Annotated in this window: 20 protein-coding genes; 9 read left to right on the top strand and 11 right to left on the bottom strand. The window is 72.7% G+C overall.

Going from position 1 to position 22,410, the window contains the following annotated elements; genetic code table 11:
- Window positions 1-115: 115 nt before the first annotated feature.
- On the bottom strand, window positions 116-1,939 hold the full coding sequence (locus ACSP97_RS09470; RefSeq protein WP_391869893.1) for an endonuclease/exonuclease/phosphatase family protein: 1,824 nt from the start codon (window positions 1,937-1,939) through the stop codon (window positions 116-118).
- Between the two features lie 263 nt (window positions 1,940-2,202).
- On the opposite strand from ACSP97_RS09470, the gene ACSP97_RS09465 reads away from it, so the two are divergent.
- Window positions 2,203-3,627, top strand: a complete 1,425-nt coding sequence (locus ACSP97_RS09465; protein WP_355153334.1) for a hypothetical protein — start codon at window positions 2,203-2,205, stop codon at window positions 3,625-3,627.
- Between the two features lie 173 nt (window positions 3,628-3,800).
- On the top strand, window positions 3,801-5,261 hold the full coding sequence (locus tag ACSP97_RS09460; RefSeq protein WP_364728632.1) for an alkaline phosphatase PhoX: 1,461 nt from the start codon (window positions 3,801-3,803) through the stop codon (window positions 5,259-5,261).
- A gap of 108 nt (window positions 5,262-5,369) precedes the next feature.
- Here the strand turns inward: ACSP97_RS09460 and ACSP97_RS09455 are convergent, their stop codons facing one another.
- From ACSP97_RS09455 to ACSP97_RS09430, 6 genes are all read right to left on the bottom strand, one after another.
- A complete protein-coding gene (locus ACSP97_RS09455) occupies window positions 5,370-6,551 on the bottom strand; it encodes a TerD family protein (RefSeq protein WP_358273514.1) in 1,182 nt (393 codons plus the stop codon).
- 83 nt (window positions 6,552-6,634) lie between these two features.
- Window positions 6,635-7,630, bottom strand: coding sequence for a zinc-dependent alcohol dehydrogenase family protein (locus ACSP97_RS09450; RefSeq protein ID WP_358303855.1), 996 nt, complete (start codon window positions 7,628-7,630; stop codon window positions 6,635-6,637).
- Window positions 7,627-8,451, bottom strand: coding sequence for a carbohydrate ABC transporter permease (locus tag ACSP97_RS09445; RefSeq protein ID WP_355153328.1), 825 nt, complete (start codon window positions 8,449-8,451; stop codon window positions 7,627-7,629). The genes ACSP97_RS09450 and ACSP97_RS09445 overlap by 4 nt, the downstream gene beginning before the upstream one ends.
- Window positions 8,448-9,386 carry a carbohydrate ABC transporter permease gene (locus ACSP97_RS09440; RefSeq protein ID WP_355153327.1) on the bottom strand — a complete coding sequence of 313 codons (939 nt, stop codon included), beginning with the start codon at window positions 9,384-9,386 and terminating at the stop codon, window positions 8,448-8,450. The genes ACSP97_RS09445 and ACSP97_RS09440 overlap by 4 nt, the downstream gene beginning before the upstream one ends.
- Window positions 9,383-10,753: an ABC transporter substrate-binding protein gene (locus ACSP97_RS09435; RefSeq protein WP_440557120.1), complete on the bottom strand. Its 1,371-nt coding sequence runs from the start codon at window positions 10,751-10,753 to the stop codon at window positions 9,383-9,385. Before ACSP97_RS09435 ends, ACSP97_RS09440 begins: the two co-directional genes overlap by 4 nt.
- A gap of 79 nt (window positions 10,754-10,832) precedes the next feature.
- Window positions 10,833-11,600 carry a DeoR/GlpR family DNA-binding transcription regulator gene (locus ACSP97_RS09430; protein WP_355323209.1) on the bottom strand — a complete coding sequence of 256 codons (768 nt, stop codon included), beginning with the start codon at window positions 11,598-11,600 and terminating at the stop codon, window positions 10,833-10,835.
- Window positions 11,601-12,100: 500 nt separating this feature from the next.
- Here ACSP97_RS09430 and ACSP97_RS09425 point away from each other — a divergent pair, with 500 nt between their 5' ends.
- The gene (locus ACSP97_RS09425; protein WP_355323206.1) at window positions 12,101-12,226 is read left to right on the top strand and encodes a hypothetical protein; all 126 of its coding nucleotides are present in this window, start codon (window positions 12,101-12,103) and stop codon (window positions 12,224-12,226) included.
- Window positions 12,223-13,386, top strand: coding sequence for a hypothetical protein (locus ACSP97_RS09420; RefSeq protein WP_355323203.1), 1,164 nt, complete (start codon window positions 12,223-12,225; stop codon window positions 13,384-13,386). Before ACSP97_RS09425 ends, ACSP97_RS09420 begins: the two co-directional genes overlap by 4 nt.
- On the opposite strand, the gene ACSP97_RS09415 is transcribed toward ACSP97_RS09420, so the two are convergent.
- Entirely contained in the window at window positions 13,323-14,558 is a 1,236-nt protein-coding gene (locus ACSP97_RS09415; protein WP_440557117.1) for an MFS transporter, read from the bottom strand. The genes ACSP97_RS09420 and ACSP97_RS09415 overlap by 64 nt on opposite strands.
- Before the next feature lie 133 nt (window positions 14,559-14,691).
- Here ACSP97_RS09415 and ACSP97_RS09410 point away from each other — a divergent pair, with 133 nt between their 5' ends.
- Together ACSP97_RS09410 and ACSP97_RS09405 are read left to right on the top strand one after the other, a co-directional pair.
- Window positions 14,692-15,285 (top strand): TIGR03086 family metal-binding protein, encoded by a 594-nt coding sequence (locus ACSP97_RS09410; RefSeq protein ID WP_391869891.1) that lies wholly within the window; start codon window positions 14,692-14,694, stop codon window positions 15,283-15,285.
- A 300-nt stretch (window positions 15,286-15,585) separates the two neighbouring features.
- Window positions 15,586-16,383: an HAD family acid phosphatase gene (locus ACSP97_RS09405; RefSeq protein WP_358303862.1), complete on the top strand. Its 798-nt coding sequence runs from the start codon at window positions 15,586-15,588 to the stop codon at window positions 16,381-16,383.
- 113 nt (window positions 16,384-16,496) lie between these two features.
- Here ACSP97_RS09405 and ACSP97_RS09400 read toward each other — a convergent pair whose 3' ends face one another.
- From ACSP97_RS09400 to ACSP97_RS09390, 3 genes are all read right to left on the bottom strand, one after another.
- Entirely contained in the window at window positions 16,497-17,954 is a 1,458-nt protein-coding gene (locus ACSP97_RS09400; protein WP_355153313.1) for a peptidoglycan D,D-transpeptidase FtsI family protein, read from the bottom strand.
- 74 nt (window positions 17,955-18,028) lie between these two features.
- On the bottom strand, window positions 18,029-18,523 hold the full coding sequence (locus tag ACSP97_RS09395; protein ID WP_355153311.1) for a GNAT family N-acetyltransferase: 495 nt from the start codon (window positions 18,521-18,523) through the stop codon (window positions 18,029-18,031).
- 47 nt (window positions 18,524-18,570) lie between these two features.
- Entirely contained in the window at window positions 18,571-19,344 is a 774-nt protein-coding gene (locus ACSP97_RS09390; RefSeq protein ID WP_355153309.1) for an IclR family transcriptional regulator, read from the bottom strand.
- A gap of 143 nt (window positions 19,345-19,487) precedes the next feature.
- Between ACSP97_RS09390 and ACSP97_RS09385 the strand changes: the two genes are divergently transcribed.
- The 3 genes from ACSP97_RS09385 to ACSP97_RS09375 all read left to right on the top strand — a co-directional run bounded on the left by ACSP97_RS09385 (window position 19,488) and on the right by ACSP97_RS09375 (window position 22,357).
- Entirely contained in the window at window positions 19,488-21,017 is a 1,530-nt protein-coding gene (locus ACSP97_RS09385; protein WP_388288039.1) for an aldehyde dehydrogenase (NADP(+)), read from the top strand.
- Between the two features lie 35 nt (window positions 21,018-21,052).
- Complete coding sequence (locus ACSP97_RS09380) at window positions 21,053-21,562, top strand: N-acetyltransferase family protein (RefSeq protein ID WP_440557113.1); 510 nt, start codon at window positions 21,053-21,055, stop codon at window positions 21,560-21,562.
- A 75-nt stretch (window positions 21,563-21,637) separates the two neighbouring features.
- Window positions 21,638-22,357, top strand: coding sequence for a DsbA family oxidoreductase (locus tag ACSP97_RS09375; protein ID WP_440557111.1), 720 nt, complete (start codon window positions 21,638-21,640; stop codon window positions 22,355-22,357).
- Window positions 22,358-22,410: the final 53 nt, after the last annotated feature.

The following is a 22,410-nucleotide window of genomic DNA, read 5'->3' as shown; positions in this document are numbered from 1 at the left end:
GTGGGCATGCCCACGCGGTCGCTGCGGCTCGACCACACCGTCGAGGCCCGCGACGGGGGCCGCCGCGCGCGCTGCGTCCGCCCCGAGCCCGCGGACCGGTCCCGAACCCCTCGGATCAGGGGCGGAAGCGCAGCACCTGCGGGTCGTGGTCGCTGATCTGGTCGTGGAACTCCGAGTTGATGTGCACGCTGTCGTACGCGAAGTCGTCGCGGCGGACCGCCGGGCTGATCAGGATCTGGTCCAGCACCTGCGCGTTGCCCTGGTAGTCGTAGGTGTAACGCTCGCTCGCCGGCAGCGACTTGATCGCCGACCACAGCTCGCCGTCGCCCTCCAGGATCTGCGCGGTGCCGGAGAACTCGAAGTCGTTCATGTCGCCGACCGCGAGAACGTTCGCGTTCTTCTGGACCTTCAGGATGTCCTTCACGAACGCGTTGACCTCGACCGCCTGCGCGTGGCGCTGGTTCTCCGAGCTGCGCGTGACCGGCTGGTACTGGCCGGTCAGCGGCTGGTCGCCGCCCTTGGAGACCAGGTGGTTGGCGATCACGAAGACGGTCTTGCCGCGGAAGACGAACTGGCCGACCAGCGGCTTGCGGCTGCTTTGCCAGGCCGCGCTCGCCGGGTCGATCCGGCCCGGGGAGGCGGTCAGTTCGGCCTTGCCGTGCACCTTGGTGACGCCGACCGCGGTGGTGGAGTCGCCGCCCGCGCGGTCCACGAAGGACACCCGCTCGGGGTTGAACAGGAACACCTGGCGGATGTTGCCGCCCGGCTCGCCGCCGTCCTGGTCGTTGACCGGGTCGATGGAGCGCCAGTCGTAGCGGGGGCCGCCCGCCGCCACGATCGCGTCGATCAGCTTGTTCACGGTGACGCTCGCGTCGACCGTGCCGTCGTCCGTGGCGCCGTTGTCGTCCTGGATCTCCTCCAGGGACACGATGTCGGGCGACTGGAGGTTGTGCACGATCGCCGCGGCGTGCTGGTCGAAGGTGTTGTCCGACGGGTCGAGGTTCTCGACGTTGTACGTCGCCACCGCGAGCTGCCCGGCGGACTGCTTCTCGGTGGTCTCGCGCTCAAGCCCGCCGCTCTTCAGCGTGCCGAGCCGCCCGGCGACCAGGGTGTAGCCGCCGTACTGGTTGAAGTCCAGCGGGCCGGTGGTGGTGCCGGTGAGGGTGTCGCCGACGTCGGCCGTCGGGAAGTCGGCGGTGGCGCCCAGCGACTGGATCTGGAGCCGGCCCGTGTTCTGGGAGTCGTAGGAGCCGTAGACCGTGCCGCCGCGGGCGGCGCGGTGCTCGTTCGGCTTCACCGTGACCCACAGCTCGGCGTAGGGGTCGGTGGCGGTGACCACCCGGACGTCCTTGACCTGGACGTTCATGCCCTCCAGGGACTCGTAGTAGTCCAGGGCGTACGTGTCCGGCCGCAGCGGCAGGTTGTTGATCGAACCGCCGTCGGCGCTGTCCCCCTGCGGGGTGTACCGGTCCGGCACCGACTTCGCGTCGATGACGACCGGCGCCGGGACGGCGTTGCCGGTGGAGACCGTGGTGACCGTCGGCTTGCTGATCTCCGTCAGCGACTGGTTGCCGGTGGCGGCGCCGCCCGGGACGTACTCGGAGACCGTGCCGGCCACCGTCACCGCGTCGCCGACGGCGACCTTGGGCGTGGAACTGGTGAAGACGAATATGCCCTCGCTGGTCGCCGGGTTGTCGTCCGGCGTCGGGTCCTGGAGCCAGAAGCCCTTGGAGGAGCCGTAGGTGCGCGTGGCCGTGACGATGCCGGGCACGTCCGTCACCTTCTGCCCGGCGTACGGCGACAGCCGGGTGGTGCCCTGGATGTCGTGGATGCGCACCGAGTCGGCGTGCGCGGGGGAGGTGAGGACGACGGCCGACGCGGCGGAACAGACGGCGGCGACGGTGAGCGCGGCGAGGCGCGCGGTGGACCTGCTCGGCAAGGGATCCCTCCGGGGCGTGACTGGGTGCCGGGACGAGGCGGAAGAGGAACGTGTGGGGGCCGTTGCCCTCCGTGACGCGCGTAGAGCCGGGTGAACGGCCGTTCCCCCGATTTCTACGCGCGTCAATCTCCAGCCTGGGCCGGGGAGTTGTCAAGGTTTCGGCCATGTACGGGGGGCGGCCGGGAGATGAACCGGGCGGCATGGGTGGAAATCCGTCTAGGCTGAGGGGCTGAGCCCGTTCACGCTCCGAGGAGATCCAGCCGATGTCAGACAGCTCCCCCCTGCCGCCCGTACGGCTGCACTCCGAAGCGGAGCTGGCGCGCGCCGCGCTGTCCACGCCGTTGCTCTCCCGGGCCGCCCGCCTCGCCCGCTGGGCCGGCCCCGCGACCCGGGTGGACGCGGGCGGCAGCCTGATCGAGGAACAGCTTCCCGCCGCCGCCGAACAGCTGGGTCTCACCGGCGACGACGCGGCCGCCTACGCCGCCGAGGCCTGGCGGGTCGCGCTGGACTCCGGCCTGGTCGAGATCGCCGACGAGGAGGCCGGGACGGTCCGCGCGGGCGAGGCGCTGGGGCTGCTCACCGGCTCCCCGCACGAGGTGCTCACCGTCTGGCTGGCCGCCCTGGAGACCGTGCTCGCCGACGCGAGCGTGCCCGACCTGGACGACCTGATGGACGCGTTGGACGAGGGCGGCGAGATCGATTTCTCGTCACTCGACTGGGATCCCGAGGCCGAGGCCGAGTTCCTCGACGGCGTCCTCGGCAACCTCTATCTGCTGACCGTGAGTGAGGACGGTGCCGGGGACGGTCCCGTGCCGCTGCCCGCCCTCGCCGCGTCGGTGATCGTGCCCGACGACATGGGCGACCCCACCGACGACGTGCTGGAGCAGGTGTCCGACGCGATGATGCGCCTGGACGACCAGTTCCGGACACTGGAGCCGGTCGGCCTGGTCGAGTACGAGCCGGTGGACGAGGCGCTGATGGCCGATGCCGACGAGGAGCCCGCGGCCCCGCTGGACGAGACCGACGTCTCCCGTTACGGCATGGTCCGCCTCACCCCGCTCGGCGCCTACGGGCTGCGGGCCCGGCTGCTGGAGGCCGGCTTCGACGCGCCGGCCGTCGGCGACCTCGCCGACAAGGGCGCGGACGCGCTGCTCGACGGCACCGCCGGCTTCGGTCCGGCCGCCGCCCGCGCCGAGACCGAGCAGTGGCTGGCCCGCCAGGAACCGCTCGCCGCCGCCCGGGAGTTGCTGGCCGCGGCCCGCGGCGCCGACGCCGGGGCGCCGCTGCGGCGGCTGCGCTGCCAGCAGGCGCTGTCCCTGGTCGGCGCGGAGGCCGAGCCCGCGCTGCGGGAGGTGCTGGACGACCCCGAGCTGGGCGGCCTGGCCCGGGTCTGGCTCAGCGAGCGGGGCGCCGGCGAGGTGCCTGCGCCGTCCCAGGAACTGGTCTTCTGGCTGACCATCGACACCGTCGCCGCGCAGCTCGCCGCCGAGGGCAACTCCGAGGAACTCCAGGCCCTGGTGGAGGGACTGGCCGAGCAGCACAGCGGGTTCTTCGCGGCGGCGTGGCGGGTGGAGCACCCGGCGACCGCCGATGTGCTGGAGGCGATGGGCCGGCTGCACCCGGACAAGAAGGTGGCGAAGGAGGCCCGCAAGGCGGCGTTCAAGGCGAGGTCGCAGCAGGCGGGCTGAGCACCCGGGGTGGGCCGGGCTTGGGGCGGCCATGGGGTCGCGCATACGGATTCTTGAACAAGGGACCTCGACGCGGCCTCCTGTTCAACTCCCGTTCAGGCACCGGCGGGAGCGTGTGCGCCGAACGAGGTCCGCCGCCTTCCACGGCCCACCCATCCGTCACAGGAGACACCATGTCGCTCACCCGCAGGGACTTCGCCAGAACCTCCGCGCTCACCGGGGCCGGAATCGCCCTGGCGGGCAGCGTCGGCGCCCTGGCCACCGCGCCGAACGCCCTCGCGTCCACGGAGACCGACACCGCGCACGCGGGCCGCGGCGACGCCCCGGAACACGGCCACGGCCGCCCCGGCGTCGGCTACGGCCCGCTGCTGTCCGACCCCGAGGGCATCCTCGCCCTGCCCGCCGGCTTCTCGTACGAGATCGTCACCTACAGCGGCAGGACCCGCCTGGAGTCCGGGGAGTTCACCCCGTCCAACCACGACGGCACCTCCACCTTCGAAGGCCCCCGCGGCACCACCCTGCTGGTCAACAACCACGAACTGGCGGGCCCGCGCGCCAAGTGGACCTACCCGGTGCCGCTCACCGAGGGACTGGTGTACGACCCGGCCGCGGCCGGTGGCTGCACGGTGGTCGAGGTCCGCCGGGGCCACGTCGCCGAATGGGTCGGCATCGCCGGCACCTCCACCAACTGCGCGGGCGGCAACACCCCGTGGGGCACCTGGCTGACCTGCGAGGAGACCGAGGACAAGGCCGGCCAGAACGGCATGACCAAGGACCACGGCTACGTCTTCGAGGTGGACCCGGCCGACCGCCGGGCCAACCGCGACCCCAAGCCCGTCAAGGCGCTGGGCCGGTACGCCCACGAGGCGGTCGTGGTCGACCCCAAGCGCGGCCACCTCTACCTCACCGAGGACGCCTCCAACCCCAACGGACTGCTCTACCGCTGGACCCCGCCGGCCGGCTTCCGGCACGGCCACGGCCGGCTGCGCACCCTCGCCGACGACGCGGGCGCCCTCCAGGCGTTCAAGTGCTTCGACTCCGGCGGCCGGTTCGTGGACGACCTCTCCCGCGCCACGAGGACCGGCACGGTGTACGGCGTCGACTGGGTCGACGTGCCCGACCGCGACGCCCGCAAGGTGTCCACGCGCAAGCAGTTCGGCGACGGCCAGGTCACCCGCGCCCGCAAGCTGGAGGGCATGTGGTGGGGGGACGGCGGCGTCTACGTCGTCTCCTCCTACGCCCGCGCGGAGAGCCCGGTCCAGCACGACGGCCAGGTCTGGTTCTACGACCCCCGGCGCCGGACCCTCACCCTCAAGGTGCTGATCGGCGTGAACCAGGACCCGGCCCGCGACGGCGCGTTCGACGGCCCGGACAACATCACCGTCTCGCCGTACGGCGGTCTCGTGATCGCCGAGGACGGCGAGGGTGTCCAGCACCTGTTCGGCGCCACCGACAGCGGCCGCACGTACCCGATCGCCCGCAACGAGCTGAACATCGGCACCGAACAGGAGCCGGAGTACAGCGAGTTCACCGGTGTCACGTTCTCGCCCGACGGGCGGACCCTCTTCGCCAACATCCAGACCCCGGGCATCATGGTCGCCATCACCGGGCCCTGGAAGCGCCAGCCCAGGTAGCCGGGCACGGACCGTCGGGCGCGGCGCACCGGCACACCTTCCGGGGCCGCACCCGGGGGCGCGGGGAGCCGCCCCGGCCGGCTCCCCGCGCCGCCCCGGTGACCCCCGTCAAAGGGCCTTCGCCGCGGGTTCCACCATGTTCCGGACCGTCCGCGCCTTCACGAAGTCGCCCATCGCCGTCATGTCCCATTCGCCGGAGAACTGGCGGATCAGCTTGGCCATCATGACGCCGGTCTGGGGTTCGGCGTGGGTGAGGTCGAAGCGGACGAGTTCCTCCTCCGTGGCGGCGTCGACCAGGCGGCAGTACGCCTTGGCGACGTCCGTGAACTTCTGGCCGGAGAACGAGTTGACGGTGAAGACGAGCGCGGTGACCTCCTGCGGGATGCGGCCGAGGTCGACGACGATCACCTCGTCGTCGCCCGCGCCCTCGCCCGTGAGGTTGTCGCCGGAGTGCTTGACCGCGCCCTTCAGGATCGTCAGCTTGCCGAAGTAGCAGCTGTCGACGTGGTTGCGCTCGGGGCCGTACGCGATGACCGAGGCGTCCAGGTCGATGTCGCCGCCCCGGAACGCCGGCTCCCAGCCGAGCCCCATCCGCACCTGGGACAGCAGCGGGCGACCGCCCTTGACCAGGGACACCGTCTGGTTCTTCTGGAGGCTCACCCGGCCCTTGTCCAGGTTGATCTTCCCGGCGCCGGGCGCGGGGGCGGGCGGCGCGGCCGGCGCCGGGGGAGCGGCGGGGACCGGCGGCGCCACCGGCTGCGGGGGCGCCACCGGCTGTGGCGGGGCCGCCGTCGCCGGTTCCTCCACCGTCACACCGAAGTCCGTGGCGATGCCCGCCAGGCCGTCGGCGTACCCCTGGCCGACCGCGCGGGCCTTCCACTGGCCGCCCCGGCGGTAGATCTCCACGACGACCAGCGCGGTCTCGGCGCCCAGCTGCGGCGGCGTGAAGGTGGCCAGCGGGGCGCCGCCGTCCGCGTCGCGGATGGTGGCCGTCGGCTCGATGCCCTGGAAGGTCTGGCCGGCCGCGTCGGGGCTGGCGGTGACCACGATCTTCTCGATCTCCGGCGGCACGGCGGTGGTGTCCACCGTGATCGCGTCGGGGGCGGCACCGCCGCCGGACCGGTAGGTCACGCCCGGTCCGGACGGCTGGTTGTAGAAGATGAAGTCGCCGTCCGAGCGCACCTTGCCGTCGCCCGTGAGCAGCAGGCCGGAGACGTCCAGCCGCACGGGGGCGGCCACGTCCACCGTGACGCGCGCGGCGGCCAGCGGGATGTTCGAGCCGGGGGTCATAGCTGTCATGTGGGGGGTAACGAACGAATCCGGTTTACCGTTCCCTTACCACGCGCATCGACCGCGTCGGCCGCATCGGCGGATCACCGCTGGGGCATGACCACGATCTTGCGTCCCACGCCCGCCGCGAACTGGTCCAGCGCCTGCGGGTAGCGGTCCAGCGGGAGGCGGTCGCTGATGAAGACCTCCGGGTCGAGGACGCCGTTCGCGAACAGCTCCGCCGCCCGCTCGTAGCTGTGCAGCACCGCCATCGAACCGGTGATGGTGATCTCCTGGTTGTAGATGCGGTACGGGTCGATCGTCACCCGGGTCGCGTAGTCCGCCACCCCGAACTGGAGGAACGTACCCGCCTTCGCCACGCGGTCCAGTCCGTCCTGGATGGCCGCCGCGTTGCCCGTCGCGTCCACCACCACGTCCCAGCCCTGCGGCCGGTCCAGTTCGTCCGCGCCGGCCGCCGCGGCCGAGACGCCGAGCAGCCGGGCGGTCTCCAGCCGGGCCGGGTTGAGGTCCACCATGTCCACGCTCGCCGCGCCCGTGCGCTTGGCCAGCTCCAGCATCATCAGGCCCATGGTGCCGGAGCCGTAGATCAGGACGTGCGCGCCGAGCCGGGACCGCAGGACGTCGTAGCCGCGCACCGCGCAGGACAGCGGCTCCACCAGGGCCGCGTCCTCGGTGCGGACGTGTTCGGGGAGCTTGACGCAGTTGGCGACGGGCGCGACGGCGTACTGCGCCGCGCCGCCCGCCGTCGTCACCCCGATCGCGGCCCAGCGCTCGCACAGGTTGTTGTGGCCGGTGCGGCAGTAGCGGCACTCGTGGCAGTACAGGGACGGGTCCACCGCCACCCGGTCGCCGGTCGCGACCTCGGTGACCTGGGTGCCGGTCGCGACCACCGTGCCGGCGAACTCGTGACCCGGCACGATCGGCAGCTTGGGCGCGAACTCGCCCTGGAGGATGTGCAGGTCGGTGCCGCACAGCCCGCACGCGGCGACCTCGACGACGACCTCGCGGGGTCCCGGCGTCGGGTCGGGGACCTCGGTGACGACGGCACGGCCCACGGACTCGATGACGGCGGCCTTCATTTGACGGCTCCCAACGACAGGCCCTGGACCAGCTTGTCCTGGGCGGCGAACCCCGCGGCGAGCACCGGCAGGGAGATGACGAGCGACGCGGCGCACACCTTGGCCAGGAACAGCCCCTGGCTGGTGATGAAGCCGGTCAGGAAGACGGGCGCGGTCTCGGCGACCACACCGGTGAGCACCCGGGCGAACAGCAGCTCGTTCCAGCTGAAGATGAAGCAGATCAGTGCCGTCGCCGCCATGCCGGGCAGGGCGATGGGGGCGACCACCCGGGCCAGGATCGTGGGCAGCCGGGCCCCGTCCACCCGGGCCGCCTCGATGACGGCGACCGGCACCTCGGCGAGGAAGGACTGCATCATCCACACCGCGATCGGCAGGTTCATCGCGGTGTAGAGGATGACCAGCAGCCAGATGTTGTCGAGCATCCCCGCGTTCTTCGCGAAGAGGTAGATCGGCAGCAGGCCCGCCACGGCCGGCAGCATCTTGGTGGACAGGAAGAAGAACAGCACGTCCGTCCACTTGCGCACCGGGCGGATCGACAGCGCGTAGGCCGCCGGGAGGGCCAGCAGCAGCACGCACAGCGTCGACACGACGGAGGCCACCGCGGAGTTGGCCAGCGCCGGCCAGGGGCTCGCGCCGCCGCCGGTGCCGAAGAACTCGCGGTAGCCGTCCAGGGTGAGGGAGGCGGCGAAGGACGGCGGGTTGGTCGCCGCGTCCTGTTCCGAGTGGAAGGACGTCAGCGCCATCCAGGCGATGGGCAGGAAGAAGACGATGCCGGCCAGCCAGGCGACGAGACCGAGACCGTGACGGCGTACCGCGGTCATGAGCGGCCCACCTCCTCGCGGAACAGGGACGACACCACGCGCAGGGCGAAGGTCGCGATGACGATCGAGCCGATGACGACCAGGACGCCCGCGGCCGAGGCGAGGCCGTTCTCATGGGCCTGGTAGAAGCTCTGGTAGACGGTGTACGGCAGGTTCGCCGTGCCGAGGCCGCCGGACGTGATGGTGAACACCGCGTCGAAGTTCTGCACGATGTAGATCGAGCCGAGCAGGGCGCCGAGTTCGAGGTAGCGGCGCAGGTGGGGCAGTGTGAGGTGGCGGAAGATCTGCCAGTCGCTCGCGCCGTCGACCCGGGCCGCCTCGATCTGCTGCTGGTCCCGGCTCTGCAGCCCGGCCAGCAGGATCAGCATCATGAACGGCGTCCACTGCCACACCAGGGAGGCCTCCACCGCGAGCAGCGGGGTGCGGGAGATCCAGTCCGGCTGGGGGCCGCCGACATAGTGCAGCAGGCCGTTGAACAGGCCGTACTCGGGGTTGTACAGCACGTGCTTCCAGAGCAGCGCCGCGGCCACCGGGACCACCAGGAAGGGCGCGATCAGCAGGGTGCGCACGACGCCCCGGCCGTAGAAGCGCCGGTCGAGCAGCAGCGCGAGGAGCAGCCCCAGCACCAGGCTGGCCAGCACCACCGCCACGGTCAGCAGCACCGTCGTCCACACCGAGTGGCGCAGGTCCGTGTCGGTGAGCACCTGGCGGTAGTTGTCGAGGCCGGTGAAGCGGCGGGCCTTGGGGTAGAGGGCGTTCCAGTCGAAGAAGGAGATCACCAGCGTGGCCACGAACGGCAGCTGGGTGACCACGATCATGAAGACGAGGGCGGGCAGCAGCGGGGCCCGGGTGGCCCAGGCGCGCAGCCGGGCGGGGGGCCGTTTCAGCGTTCTCGGGGCGGTGGCCGCGAGCGGGGCCGTGGTGGTGGCGGTCATCGTCCCTCGTACTCCTTGGAGATCTTCTCGGCGAGCTGCTGGGACTTCTTCAGGGCCGTGGCGACGGACTGGCGTCCGGCTATGGCCGCGCTGATCTCCTGGGAGACCTTGGTGCCGAGATCGGTGAACTCGGGAATGTCGACGAACTGGATGCCGGGCGCGGGCCGCGGCTGCACCCCGGGATCGTTCGGCCGGCTGCTCTCGATGGCCTGCCTGGTCATCTCCTGGAAGGCCGCAGCCGACTTGCGGTAGTCGGCGTTCTCGTACGTCGACGCCCGCTTGCCCGCGGGCACGTTCGGCCAGCCGCTGGTCTCGCCGACCAGCCGCTCGTACTCCCTGCCGGACGCCCAGGAGACGAACTTCCACGCCTTGTCGGGGTTGCGGGAGGACTGCTGGATGCCCCAGGCCCAGGTGTAGAGCCAGCCGGAGGACTCGGTCTTCTCGACCGGGGCGGGCGCGTAGCCGAGCTTGCCCTTGACCGGGGAGCCCTTGGCCTCCAGGGAGCCGGCCGCGGAGGTGGCGTCGTACCACATGGCGACCTTGCCCTGCGTCAGGTCGTTCAGGCACTCGGCGAACCCGGACTGCGCGGCACCCGACTCGCCGTGGGTGCGCACCAGGTCGACATAGAACTTCGTCGCCTTCTCGAACTCGGGGGAGTCCAGGTGCGCCTTCCACTTCGTGTCGAACCAGGTGCCGCCGAAGGTGTTCACCACCGTGGTCAGCGGCGCCATCAGCTCGCCCCAGCCGGGCAGCCCGCGCAGGCAGATGCCGCGCATGCCGGGCCGGGCGCCGTCCACCTTGGCGGCGAGGTCGGCCACCTGCTGCCAGGTGGGGTGGGCGGGCATGGTCAGGCCCTTCGCCGCGAACACGTCCTTGCGGTACATGAGGAAGGACGACTCGCCGTAGAACGGCTGGCCGTAGAGCTTGCCGTCGTCGCCGGTGAGGGACTGGCGCATCGGGGCGAGCACGTCCTGCTCGTCGTACGACGGGTCCTTGGCGACGTACGCGTTCATCGGCCGCAGCCAGCCGTTGCGGGCGTAGATCGGGATCTCGTAGTTGGACAGGGTGGCGACGTCGTACTGGCCGGCCTGGTTGGCGAAGTCCTGGCTGATCTTGTCGCGGACGTCGTTCTCCGGCAGCACGGTGAAGTTCACCTTGATGCCGGTCTCCTTGGTGAAGTGCGTCGCCGTCAGCTTCTGCAACTCCACCATCTGCGGATTGTTGACCATCAGCACGTTGATCGAATCGCCGCCGGATCCGGTCCCGCCCGCCCCGACCCAGCAGCCGGACAGCAGGGGGGTGAGCAGCGTCCCTGCGGCGGCCAGGACGAGCGTGGCTCGCGGCCTCCGTCGGCTCGGGGTGCGCATGGATCACTCCTGGGATGTATGGGGAGGTAAGGGGCATTCCGCGGACAGGGAATGCCCTTGTGGGGTGGGGGCTGGACCTTCAGACCCGGATGACCTGCGGGCCCAGCAGGGCGTAACGGTGGGCCTCGGCCGCCGGGAGGAGGGTGCTCGTCACGATCGCCTCCAGCGAGCCGACCTCCGCGAACCGGCAGAAACTCACCGCGCCGAACTTGGTGTGCACCCCCGCGAACACGGTGCGCCGCGCCGCCCGTATCGCCTGCGCCTTGACCTCGCCGACCGCGGGATCGGGCGTGGTCAGGCCGTGTTCGCGGGAGATGCCGTTGGCCCCGATGTAGGCGAGGTCGAGGACGAACCCGGACAGCATCCGCGTCGTCCAGTGGTCGACGGTGGCCAGCGTGCCGGACCGCACCCGGCCGCCGAGCAGCAGCACCTGGATGTGGTCCGCCCCGGCGAGCGCGCCCGCGACCGGCAGGGACGCGGTGACCACGGTCAGCGGCCGGTCCCCGGGCAGTGCCTCGGCGATGAGCTGGGGGGTGAAGCCCTCGTCGACGAAGACCGTCTCGGCGTCGCCGAGCAACTCGGCCGCCGCGGCGGCGATCCGGCGCTTCTCGGGCACCTGGCTGGTGGACCGGAAGGCCAGCGTGGTCTCGAAGCCGGCGCTCTCCACCGGGTAGGCCCCGCCATGGGTGCGGCGGACCAGCCCGTGGTCCTCCAGGGAGCGCAGATCGCGCCGGATGGTCTCCTTGGCCACGCCCAACTCGGCGGCGAGCGCGGTGACGTCGACCGAGCCGGTGGCGCGCGCCGCCCGCACGATCTCGTGCCGGCGTTCCTCCGCCGTCCTGGTCATCCGGTCACTCACCTCCCCGAAAGCTGCCCGTTCGGGCCCATGGGGGAAGTTGTACCTCCGGTCCGCCGCCCTGACCAGGCCTGTTGCCTGCCCGATGCTGCCCGGTTGGGCCCGTTTGCCGAGCGGTGTGCCCGCCGCGGACCTGCACGGGCGTGAAGGCAGGTGTGGAAACGGGCGTCTCCAGCGCCCGAATCCGGTCCGGGGCGGGCCCGTTCACCGCCCGCACGGGCACCGGCCCCCTCCGGGGCTCGGTACGGCCGGATCGGCGGGTCGGTGACGAAGGGTCCGTCCAGGCGGTTTCGGGCCGGGTCCGTGAGGTCCGGTTCGCCCTGTTCGGCTCCTCGGCTCAACGGCCCTGCGCGGGGCCGTGGTTCCCCTTCCTTGACCGGCTCTGACCGGGCCCCTTAGCGTGAGGCCGTTCACACATATGGACATCGGTCAGCAGAATGTACGTACGTCGGTCCGGCTCCGGCTCCGGCACCGATCCGATGGGAGCGCCCGTGACGTCCTCGCCCCTGGCCGCCCGGCTCGGCCCCAGCGGCCCCGGCCCGGACGCCCGCCGTGCCCGTACGGGCACGGGCGACGGCCACCGCGACCGCCTCCGCGACCACGAGGAGCACACGTGAAGGCCTCCGCGTTCGTCTACCCCTGGGACGTCAACGGGGACCCCGACGCCCCGGCGCGCATCGCCTCCCTCGGCGTCGAACAGGTGACCCTCGCCGCCGCCTACCACTCCACCCGCGCCCTGACCCCGCGCCACCCCCGGCACCGGATCGTCACCGCCGAGCACGCGGCCGTCCTCTACCCGCCGGGCGCGCGCTGGGCCGGCCGCGCCCTGCGCCCGTACCCCGCGGGCCGCTGGGCTCCCGGCGACGCCTACGGCGAGGCGGCGCGGGCGCTGGCCGACGCCGGTCTCGCGGTGCACAGCTGGGTGGTGCTCGCGCACAACTCCCGGCTGGGCGCGGAGCACCCGGACACCTCGGTCGTCAACGCCTACGGCGACCCCTACCCCTGGGCGCCCTGCATCGCCGGGCCCGCCACCCGCGCCTACCTCACCGACCTGGCCGCCGAGGCCGCGGTACGCCCCGGGGCGCAGGGCACCGAGCTGGAGTCCCTCGGCTGGTACGGGCTGCGGCACCTGCACGCCCACGACAAGATCTCCGGCGTCGCCCTGGGGGAGGCCGGGGAGTACCTGATGTCCCTGTGCTTCTGCCCGCACTGCCGCACGGGCTACGGCGAACAGGGGCTGGACCCCGAGGAACTGGCCGCCGCCGTCCGGGTCGCGCTGGAGCCGCTGTGGCGGGGTGCGGTGGCCGACCGGGGCCTGCCGACCCTCGCGGAACTGCTCGGCGCCTCGACGGCCGCCGCCACGCTGGCCTGGCGGGAGCGGACCGCCCGCACCCTCCAGGAGGAGGCCGTGGCCGCCGTGCGCGCCGCCGCGCCCGAGGGCTTCCAGGTGCTGCTGCACGCCGACCCCTTCTCCCACCGCTGCGGCGCCAACGCGGGGGTCGATCCGGCGCACGTCCTCTCCGTGGCCGACGGCGTCGTCGTCCCCTGCGCCGGCGGTACGGATCTGCTGGCGCCGTTCGCCGCGCACGCCCGCGAGCGGACCGTGCTGGCCGCCAACTTCACCGTGGTCACCGGGATGGGCGGCAGCCCCGCCACCCTCGCGGCGGACGCGGCCCGGGCCCGCGCGGCCGGCGCGACCGAACTGCGGCTGTATCACGCCGGGTTGGCGTCGGACGCGGATCTCGCGGCGGTGCGCGAGGCGCTGGCGGCGCGCTGAACGAGCGGGACGGCGGTGAGGAGCAGCGCGATGCCGTAACAGGGCAACAGCAGTGCGGGGCGGGCGAGTTCGACCAGTGCGGCGCCGACCGCGAGGCCTATGACGTTCGGCGTGAACATCAGCGTGTTCGCGGTGGCCGTGACCCGGCCGAGCAGCGGGCCGGGGGTCTCCCGCTGGACGGCGGTGAGCGCGGCGATCAGCACGCACGGCAGGCCCAGACCGGCCGCCAGGGAGGCCGCGAGGGCCGCCGCGTCCCACGGTAGGGCCCGCACCAGCACCGCGAGCCCGGTCAGCGCGATCCCCGCCGCTGCGAACCCCCGGTCGCCGAGCCCGCGCAGCGCGGGGCCGGTGACCAGCCCGACCGCCACCGAACCCGCGCCCTGGACGGCGTAGAGCACGCCCGTGTAGGCGGGGGAGTGGCCGAGGCGGTCGACCACGGCGTACAGCGTCGGCGCGCACAGGGAGCCGACCAGCATCGTCGTACCGCCGGCCAGGACCAGGGCGCGCAGTCCGGCATGGCCCCACAGATAGCGCACACCCTCGGCGGTGCGGCCGCGCCGGGCGCCGCCGTCCGTGGGTGCCGGCCCGCTCTCCCGCACGCGCAGCAGGGCGCACAGTACGGCGGTGACGACGAAGGTGCCCGCGTCCAGACAGGCGACGGCCGGACCGCCGAAGGCCGCGTACAGGCCCGCCCCGGTGAGCGGGGCGACGAGCTTCATGCCCTCCGTGACGGTCGTCCGCAGCCCGTTGAAGTCGCCGAGCAGGCCGGCCGGGACCACGTCGGTGACCAGGGCCGCCTCCGCCGCGTCGGTGAGCACGCCGGCGGTGCCGTACAGGACCAGCACCGCGAAGAGCAGCCACACCCGGCCGGGGGAGTCGACGGCGAAGAGGGTGAGGAGCAGGGCCGCCATGATCAGGTTCACGGTGATGATCAGCGGTTTGCGGCGCACGCGGTCGGCGAGGGTGCCCAGCACCGGGCCGGCCGGCGTGGGCGCCCACAGCGCGAGCATGCACAGCCCCGCCAGCCCGTCGGACCCGGTGAGCTCCTTCACCCAGACACCGGAGGCCAGCCACAGCGCGGAGGTGCCGAACGCGTTCACCACCAGGCCCGTCAGGTACCGGCCCGCATTGCCGTCGCGCAGCACGCGGAGCACGGTCGAAGAGGTCGTCATGCCGAACCATCGTGGATCTGAGGAGGGGCCGCGCGGATCGGGCAGATGCCCTATTCGCCGATGAGTTCCGGGGCGCCGATCGGTCATCCCCATAGGTACGACCGCGTACCGCGTCCCTCCGAAGGAGTAGGCCATGACCACGACCCCGATCGACCTGGGTCCGCAGACCCGCCTGGTGGCCCGGCTGGCGGCGGCGGTCACCGACGAGCAGCTGACGGCCCCGACCCCCTGCCCGCGGTACGCGGTGCGGGAGCTGCTGGGCCACCTGCACGGGCTGTCCGTCGCCTTCCGCGACGCCGCCCGCAAGGACTTGGGCCCCACCACCGACACCAGCCCGGACGCCGCCCTCCCGGAGCTGGCCCCCGGCTGGCGCGCCGAGCTGCCCCGGGCGCTGGACGAACTGGCCGACGCCTGGCGTGATCCGGCCGCCTGGACCGGTACGACCCGTGCGGGCGGGGTGGACCTGCCGGGCGAGGTCGCGGGTGCGGTGGTCGCCGACGAACTGGTGATCCACGGCTGGGACCTCGCCCGCGCCACCGGCCGCCCCTACACCCCGGACCCGGCCGCCCTTAAGTCCGCCCACTCCTTCCTCCTCGCCGCGGCGGCGGACCCCATCCGTGGCGGCGGCATCTTCGCCCCGGCCGTCCCGACCCCCGCCACAGCCCCCCTCCTGGACAGGGCCCTCGGCCTCAGCGGCCGGGAGAGGGAGTGGAGCCCGGTGGGGTGAGGGCGGGGGCGGGGAGGCGACGCCGGCCGGGCGGCAGCCCGGCCGGCGCCCGCGGCGCTGGTGCCGCCGCCGGCGGTCCTCGTCGTGGCCGCGGTCACGCCCGTGCCGTGAAGACGGCGGGGAAGACCCCGGGATGCCCCGACGGCCGTACCGGAACCCGGAGTTCCGTCACAGCGGGCCGGTGTGGCTGGAAAAAGACGTCCGTATCGATCGGGTAACAGGCCTCGCCGAACCGGTTGTTATGTGCGTAGACAATCCGTGACCTGGTACATCACTCCATCCACCAGATCCGGAGAATCCATGCGGAAGTCCCTCAGAGCGGCTGCCGTCGGTGCCGCCTGCGTCGTCGCCGGTGCCGCGCTGTACGGCGCGGGCGCGGCCACCGCCGGCCAGTCCACCGCCAACTCCACGCACGAGCCCTACAACATCGGGCTCCTGACGAAGGACATCGACACCTACTACGGCACCACCGCCGACGCCAACGGCGTCTACCAGGCGTCCCCGGACAGCCCGTACGCCAAGGACCTCGCGCGCATCGACGCGGACGCCAGGAAGTACATCGACCAGGCCGCCCACACCGCGCGCAAGCACCACCAGAAGCCGGCCGTCATGTTCGACATCGACGACACCGTGCTGCTGAGCCTCGACTACGAGAAGCGCAACAACTACGGCTACAACTCGGCCACCTGGAACGACTACGTCAACCGGGCCGACCGCCCCGCCGTCTTCGGCAGCCCCGAGCTGATCCGCTACGCCCGGTCCAAGGGCGTCGAGGTCTTCTACAACTCCGGTCTCACCGAGGCCCAGCGCGGTGCCGCGGTCGCCAACCTGAAGAAGGTCGGCGCCGATGTGAACCTGGACGCCGGGCACATGTTCCTCAAGAACTCGGCCAACCCGCCGGCCTACCTGAAGGACTGCGCCACGCCGGGCACCTGGACCTGCACCACCGTCCAGTACAAGGCCGGCACCCGCAAGCACATCGAGGACGACCTCGGCTACACCTTCATCGCCGACTTCGGCGACCAGTACTCGGACCTGGACGGCGGCTACACGGGCCGCACGTACAAGCTGCCGAACCCGACGTACTTCGTCGGCTGAGGCCACCCGGCCGTCTCCGGAGCCTGCCGCCAGGACCCCGGAACCCCCGGAACCTCCCGGCGGCCACCGCCCCCGCCCGCGCGCACGGCGCCGCGGCGGGGGCGCGGCCGTCCTCAGCCCTTCAGCGCCGCCGCCATCATCGCCCTGGCCACCGGCGCCGCCAGCCCGTTGCCGCTGACCTCCGAGCGCGCCGCGTCCGACTGCTCGACCATCACCGCGACGGCCACCTCCTTGCCGGTGCTGTCGGACTTGCCGAACGCGGTGAACCAGGCGTACGGGGTCTTGCTGTTGTTCTCGCCGTGCTGCGCGGTACCCGTCTTGCCGCCGACGGTCACCCCGTCGATCAGCGCGTTGGTGCCGGTGCCGTCCTTCACCACGGTCTCCATGGCCGACTGGAGCTGGGCGGCGGTCCGGGCGCTGACGATCCGCTTGGTGCCGGTGTGGCCGTCGTAGTCCTGCACCACGTCACCGCCGCTGTCGACGGTCCGGGACACCATGTGCGGGGAGACCAGCTCACCGCCGTTGGCGAGCGCCGCGGACACCATGGCCATCTGCAGCGGGGTCGCGGTGACGTCGTACTGGCCGATGCCCGTCAGACCGGTCGAGGACGCGTCCATGCCGGTGGGGTAGACACTGGTGTACGCGCGCACCGGCACGTCCTGGTGGTCGTCGTTGAAGCCGAACTTCTCGGCCATGGCCCGCACCTTGTCCTGCCCGAGGTCGACGGCCATCTTGGCGAACACGTTGTTGCAGGAGTACTGGAGGGCGACCCGGATGGAGGCGTTCGCGCAGGGCGCCGCGGGGTTCTCGTTGTCCATGTCGCGCACGGTGCCCGGCAGCCGGTACGGATTGGGGCTGTCGGTGTGCTGGTCCACGTCCTTGTACAGCCCGCTCTCCAGCGCGGCCGAGGCCACCACCAGCTTGAACGTGGAGCCCGGCGGCAGCGGCTGGCGCAGCGCGCGGTTGGTCAGCGGCTTGTCCGGGTCCGCGTTGAGCCGCTGCCAGGACGGCCCGGCCGTGTTGGCGTCGGTGAGGGCCGAGGGATCGTACGACGGCGTGGAGACCACCGCGAGGATGCGGCCGGTCCTGGGGTCGATCGCGACGGCGCCGCCCTTCTTGCCGCCGAGGGCGCGGTAACCCGCCTTCTGCACGGCCGGGTCGATGGTGGTGACCACGTCCCCGGGGTCGGCCCGCTCGCCGGTCAGGGTGTCCATCACCGTCTTGAGCCGGGGATCGGTGCCGTTGAGCAGGTCCGTGTAGATGCCCTCCAGCTGCGTGGGCGCGTAGGCCTGTGACGCGTAGCCGGTCACCGCCGCGTACAGCGCGCCATCCGTGTAGGTCCGCTTGTACGCGAGGTCGCCTCCCTTCGTCCTGGCGGAGCCGGTGATCGCGTTCCCGGCCACGATGATGTTCCCCAGCGGCCGCGAGTACGTCTCGATCGCGTTGCGCCGGTTCGAAGTGTCGTCCGCGAGGGCCTTGCCGTCGTAGAACTGCACCCAGGTCGCCCGCACCAGCAGGGCGAGCACGAGCAGCAGCGCGAAGACGGACACCCGCCTGATCGTCTTGTTCATCCCGACCGAGAGACGAGCCGTACGGGCGGAACGTTCCCCTCCGGTCGATTTCTCATCGTCCGCTCATCTTGCGGTCAGGTGTCCGTCTCGTCCCGCGCACCGGCGGCCAGGACGAGCACCACCTCGTCGATCTCCCGGCCCCGGCCGTTGGCGAAGCCCCGGGCGCGGGCGGTCTCACGGAAGCCGCACTTGGCGAGGACCCGCAGCGAGGCGGCGTTGTCCGCCGCCGCCCGCGCGTACAGCGGCCGCTCCGGGACCTCGGCGAGCAGCGCCCGCAGCGCGGCCGTCGCCACGCCCCGACCCCAGTACCCGCGGTCGATCCAGTACGTCACCTCGCGCTCGCCGGGCTCGCCGTAGACCGCCGCGCTGCCGGCCACCCGTCCGTCGGCCAGCACGGTGCGCAGCACGTCGCCGGAGGCCCGCACGCGCTTGAGGCGCGCCTCGAAGGCGTCCCGGTCGGTCGGGTCCTGCGGGCCGAACGCGGCCATCCGGAGCGACTCCGGGTCCGTCATCTGCCGGAAGAACACCGGCAGATCCTCGTCCTCCACCATCCGCAGCGCGATCTCCATGGGGCCCGAGACTACGACGGCCGGGCCGCGTGCGGCGCTCGCCGCGCTCACAGCCTCCGCGTCGCCAGCGCCAGCCGTTCGCGCGCGTCGGACAGCGCGTCCTTGATCGTCCGCTCATGGGCGGGCGTCAGCCGGGCCACCGGGACCGAGCAGCTGACGGCGTCGCGCGCCGGGGTGCGGTACGGGATGGCCACGCCGAAGCAGCGCAGCCCCACCGTGTTCTCCTCGCGGTCGACCGCGAAGCCCCGCTCGCGCACCTGGCGCAGCTCCTCGATCAGCTCCTCCCGGTCGGTGAGGGTGTGCTCGGTGAGCGCCGGCAGGGTCTCGGGCAGCATCTTGCGCACCTCCTCGTCGTCGTACGTGGCGAGGATCGCCTTGCCCAGGGAGGTGGAGTGGGCCGGGAGCCGGCGCCCGACCCGGGTGAAGGGGCGCAGATAGTGCTGGGACTGGCGGGTGGCCAGGTAGACGACGTCGGTGCCGTCGAGGCGGGCCAGGTGGATGGTCTCCGTGGTGTCCTCGGAGAGCCGGTCCAGGGCCGGGCGGGCGGCGGCCACCACCTCGTCGCCGTCGATGTACGAGGTGCCCACCAGCAGCGCCCGCACCCCGATGCCGTACCGCGTGCCCGTCGCGTCCGTCTCCACCCAGCCCAGCTCGACCAGGGTGCGCAGCAGCATGTACAGGCTGGACTTGGGGTAGCCGACGGCCTCCTGGACGGCCGCGAGGGAGTGCGTTCCGGGGTGGTCGGCGAAGTACTCCAGCAGTTCGACCGTCCGTACCGCGGACTTGACCTGCGCCCCGCCCCCCGCGTCGCCTGCCGTCATCGCCCTTGACCCCTTCGATTCGACGAGGACCTGAGATATACAGTCTCCGAGCAGCATGTTCAGCATCAGAAACGCCGTTCAGCATAGCGAACGGCGTGCTCGGGCTGACCCGGTCAAGTGCGGCCTTTTGGGAGGGACCCGCGGTGGCAGCAGCACCAGTCTGGAGTGTCGACCCGCGTACCGGGAAGCGGCGGGAACAGGTCGCGGTCGAGGCCACGGCCCAGGAGGTGGACGCGGTCGTCCGGGCGGCGCACGCAGCGCGCGGCGCCCTCGCCCGGCGCGCCGTCCGCTCCGCCTTCCTGCGCTCGGCCGCCGCGGGCCTGGAGGCGGCCCGGGAGGGCCTGGTGGAGACCGCCGACGCCGAGACCGCGCTGGGCCCGGTCCGGCTGAACGGCGAACTCGCCCGTACGGCCTACCAGTTGCGGGCCTTCGCGGACATCGTCGAGGAGGGCGCCTTCCTGGACGTCGTCATCGACCACCCGGACCCCGCCGCCACCCCGCCCGTCCCGGACCTGCGCCGCTGGAAGGTGCCGCTCGGCGTCGTGGCCGTCTACGGCGCGTCCAACTTCCCCTTCGCCTTCTCCGTCGCGGGCGGCGACACCGCGAGCGCGCTCGCCGCGGGCTGCCCGGTCGTCGTCAAGGCCCACCCGGACCACCCGGCCCTGTCCGAACTGGTCGCCAAGGTGCTGCGCCGGGCCGCCGCCGAACACGGCATCCCCGAGGGCGTCCTCGGCCTGGTGCACGGCTTCGACGCGGGCGTCGAACTGATCGGGCACCCGCTGGTCGCCGCCGCGGGCTTCACCGGCTCGCCGCGCGGCGGGCGCGCCCTGTACGACGCCGCCGCCGCGCGCCCGGTGCCGATCCCCTTCCACGGCGAACTGGGCTCGCTCAACCCGGTCCTGATCACCGAGGCCGCGGCGGCCGAGCGCGCCGAGGAACTGGGTACCGGCCTGGCCGCCTCGGCCACCCTCGGCGTCGGCCAGTTCTGTGTGAAGCCCGGCCTGGCCCTGGTGCCCTCCGGGGCGGCGGGCGACGGCGTGCTCAAGCACCTGACCGACGCGGTGAGCGCCACCGAGGCCGGGGTGCCGCTCGATGCCCGCATCCGGGACGCCTTCGTCGCCGGGGTCCGCGAGCGCGCCGCCCTGCCCGACGTGGCGTCCCCGGTGACCCCGGGCGCCTGCGGCGAGCACCTGGTCAGCGCGGGCTTCCTGACGGTGCCGGCGAGCAGGCTGACCGCGGCGGGGCCGCACGACCTGCTCCTGGAGGAGTGCTTCGGCCCGGTCACGGTGGTCGCCCGCTACACCGACGAGGCACAGGCCACGGCCGTCCTGTCCCGGCTGCCCGGCACCCTCTCGGCCACGGTCCACCTCTCCGCCGAGGAGGCCGGCGGAGCGGGCACGGCCGGTGAACTCCTCGCCCTGCTCACCACCCTGGCCGGCCGCGTGGTCGTCGACGCCTGGCCGACCGGCGTCGCCGTGGCCCCCGCCCAGCACCACGGCGGCCCCTACCCGGCCAGCACCTCCACGTCGACGTCGGTGGGCGGTACGGCGATCGAGCGCTGGCTGCGCCCGGTCGCCTACCAGAACACCCCGCCGGCCCTGCTGCCGCCCGAGCTGCGGGACGACAACCCGCTCGGCGTCCCCCGGCGGTTCAAGGGAGTCCTGGAGCGGTAGGAACCGCGGGGGCCCGGGCGGACGTCCCCTGCCGCATGACCACCGTACGAGACGACCGGGGCAGCCTGCGGATCCGCGCCGCGCTGCCCGCCGAGGCCGACGCCATCGCCGAGCTGCACCTGCGGGCACGCTCGACCTACTACCCGGACGGGGTGCCGCAGGCGGACTTCGACTGGGTGGAGGCGTGGCGCGGATCCATCGAGCGCCCGGACGGGCGGGTGCTGTGCGCCCTGCGGGACGGGCGGCTCGTCGGGATCGCCTCCTTCCGCACCCCGGACGGGGCGGGCGCGGACACCGTCAAGCTGTTCCAGTTCCATGTCGACCCCGCCCGCTGGCGGGCCGGCATCGGCACCGCCCTGCACGCGGCCTGCGTCGGGGAATGGCGGGCCGGAAGGCGGCGCACCGCCGTGCTCGACGTCCACGTGGACAACCTGCGGGCCCAGGGCTTCTACGCCCGGCAGGGCTGGGTGCCGGACCCGGAGAACCCGCCGGCCGAGGGCGACCACCACCTCTTCCTGCGGTACGCCGTGCCGCCGTCGGAATGACCAGCGGCATGTGAACGTTCACGTACCGGGCGGAGAGCGGCTCCGCACCCGTACGACCTGGAGAGAACGGAAGACATGCGCGTCGAGATCTGGAGCGACATCGCCTGCCCCTGGTGCTACGTGGGCAAGGCCCGCTTCGAGAAGGCGCTCGCCGCCTTCCCGCACCGCGACGAGGTCGAGGTGGTGCACCGCTCCTTCGAGCTGGACCCGGGCCGTGCCAAGGGCGACGTGGAATCCGTGCTCACCATGCTGACCAGGAAGTACGGCATGAGCGAGGCGCAGGCCGAGGCAGGCGAGGACAACCTGGGCGCCCAGGCCGCCGCGGAGGGCCTGGACTACCGCACCCGGGGCCGCGACCACGGCAACACCTTCGACATGCACCGCCTGCTGCACCTCGCCAAGGAGCACGGCAGGCAGGACGAGCTGATCCAGATCCTGTACCGGGCCAACTTCGCCGAGGAACGGTCGGTCTTCGCCGAGGGCGACGAGCGGCTGGTGGAGCTGGCTGTGGAGGCCGGGCTGGACGCCGACCGGACGCGCGCGGTGCTCGCCGACCCGGAGGCCTACGCCGACGCGGTCCGCGCCGACGAGCGCGAGGCCGCCCGGCTCGGGGCGACCGGTGTGCCCTTCTTCGTCCTCGACCGCACCTACGGCGTCTCCGGCGCCCAGCCCGCCGAGGTGTTCACCCAGGCGCTCACCCAGGCCTGGGGCGAGCAGACCCCGCTGAAGCCGGTCGACCAGCAGGACGCCGAGGCGTGCGGCCCGGACGGGTGCGCGGTTCCGCGGCAGGGCTGAAACCGCAGGCCGCGGCGGTCGTATAAGCGGACCTTGGCGGCTACCCAGGACAG

The organism is Streptomyces sp. SCPE 10 (genome assembly GCF_051980735.1).
Taxonomy (GTDB): Bacteria; Actinomycetota; Actinomycetes; order Streptomycetales; family Streptomycetaceae; genus Streptomyces; species Streptomyces misionensis.
This window is presented reverse-complemented; position numbering and strand designations above follow the sequence as displayed.

What these genes read in the sequence shown, in the direction of transcription:
- ACSP97_RS09390 (WP_355153309.1), bottom strand. Translation starts at nt 19,344, where the DNA reads ATGACGGCAGGCGACGCGGGGGGCGGGGCGCAGGTCAAGTCCGCGGTA.
- ACSP97_RS09435 (WP_440557120.1), bottom strand. Translation starts at nt 10,753, where the DNA reads ATGCGCACCCCGAGCCGACGGAGGCCGCGAGCCACGCTCGTCCTGGCC.
- ACSP97_RS09430 (WP_355323209.1), bottom strand. Translation starts at nt 11,600, where the DNA reads ATGACCAGGACGGCGGAGGAACGCCGGCACGAGATCGTGCGGGCGGCG.
- ACSP97_RS09380 (WP_440557113.1), top strand. Translation starts at nt 21,053, where the DNA reads ATGACCACCGTACGAGACGACCGGGGCAGCCTGCGGATCCGCGCCGCG.
- ACSP97_RS09375 (WP_440557111.1), top strand. Translation starts at nt 21,638, where the DNA reads ATGCGCGTCGAGATCTGGAGCGACATCGCCTGCCCCTGGTGCTACGTG.
- ACSP97_RS09400 (WP_355153313.1), bottom strand. Translation starts at nt 17,954, where the DNA reads ATGAACAAGACGATCAGGCGGGTGTCCGTCTTCGCGCTGCTGCTCGTG.
- ACSP97_RS09395 (WP_355153311.1), bottom strand. Translation starts at nt 18,523, where the DNA reads ATGGAGATCGCGCTGCGGATGGTGGAGGACGAGGATCTGCCGGTGTTC.
- ACSP97_RS09415 (WP_440557117.1), bottom strand. Translation starts at nt 14,558, where the DNA reads ATGACGACCTCTTCGACCGTGCTCCGCGTGCTGCGCGACGGCAATGCG.
- ACSP97_RS09465 (WP_355153334.1), top strand. Translation starts at nt 2,203, where the DNA reads ATGTCAGACAGCTCCCCCCTGCCGCCCGTACGGCTGCACTCCGAAGCG.
- ACSP97_RS09455 (WP_358273514.1), bottom strand. Translation starts at nt 6,551, where the DNA reads ATGACCCCCGGCTCGAACATCCCGCTGGCCGCCGCGCGCGTCACGGTG.
- ACSP97_RS09450 (WP_358303855.1), bottom strand. Translation starts at nt 7,630, where the DNA reads ATGAAGGCCGCCGTCATCGAGTCCGTGGGCCGTGCCGTCGTCACCGAG.
- ACSP97_RS09460 (WP_364728632.1), top strand. Translation starts at nt 3,801, where the DNA reads ATGTCGCTCACCCGCAGGGACTTCGCCAGAACCTCCGCGCTCACCGGG.
- ACSP97_RS09440 (WP_355153327.1), bottom strand. Translation starts at nt 9,386, where the DNA reads ATGACCGCCACCACCACGGCCCCGCTCGCGGCCACCGCCCCGAGAACG.
- ACSP97_RS09410 (WP_391869891.1), top strand. Translation starts at nt 14,692, where the DNA reads ATGACCACGACCCCGATCGACCTGGGTCCGCAGACCCGCCTGGTGGCC.
- ACSP97_RS09405 (WP_358303862.1), top strand. Translation starts at nt 15,586, where the DNA reads ATGCGGAAGTCCCTCAGAGCGGCTGCCGTCGGTGCCGCCTGCGTCGTC.
- ACSP97_RS09445 (WP_355153328.1), bottom strand. Translation starts at nt 8,451, where the DNA reads ATGACCGCGGTACGCCGTCACGGTCTCGGTCTCGTCGCCTGGCTGGCC.